We start from the raw sequence: 670 nt of genomic DNA, 5'->3' as shown, positions 1-670 counted from the left end.
CAGGGTAAACACGCCCTCATGGAGTGCCGCCAGGATGGAAGTCAGCACATAGGGGTCATGGCCGATCTCGTCCAGGTTAAAGCGGTATTCGTCGTAGCCGGGGTGCAGGCTTTCGTAGTTGTCCAGCTCATGCTGCAAATCCGCCTCCAAATCGGAGTAGGCGGACTCGGCCCCCAGCATATCTTCATCCTCGGAGAGATAGGAGGTGGCCGCAAGCCCCGTTCCGGCGCTACCAAACATGGCGGTGCAGGATTGCAGGCCGCCCATAATCAGCAGAAGCATAAGGCCCACGCCGCCGACGAGCAGCACGCCTTTCCAGTGCCGGGCCACAAAGGAAGCGGTCTTTTGGCTCTCCTTGGCGGCTCTCTTGGCTGCGGCTGCGCTGTTCTTGGCGGCCCTGGCTGCGGCTCCCGCCGCGCCCTGGGCCGTCTGGCCTGCCGCCCGCGCTGCTTTGGCATATTCCCGCTTGATTTTCTGTTTCTGCCAGAGGCGGGAAACGGGGTTCTTCACCGCCTGGGCCATTTCCGGGTTATCCCGCAGGGATTTTTGATACACAAACTCGGCGTTGGCGGCGATAGACTTTTTCTCGGCCTTGGCCGCCGCCCGGTAGGGTTTCAGCTTGTGCCGCCGTCTGGCGCTGCGGATGGCCTTTCCCGCCTGCCGCTCCGCC

At 62.8% G+C, this 670-nt stretch carries 1 protein-coding gene; it reads right to left on the bottom strand.

The features are described 5' to 3' along the window. The coding region (locus tag B5F53_RS19510; RefSeq protein ID WP_442856305.1) for a CD1108 family mobile element protein at positions 1-670 on the bottom strand (670 nt) is incomplete at both ends.

Origin of the sequence: Blautia sp. An249, assembly GCF_002159835.1 — a bacterium.
Taxonomy (GTDB): Bacteria; Bacillota; Clostridia; order Lachnospirales; family Lachnospiraceae; genus Blautia_A; species Blautia_A avistercoris.
Note: the sequence above shows the minus strand (reverse complement) of the source record. Positions and strands in the feature narration are given on the sequence as shown.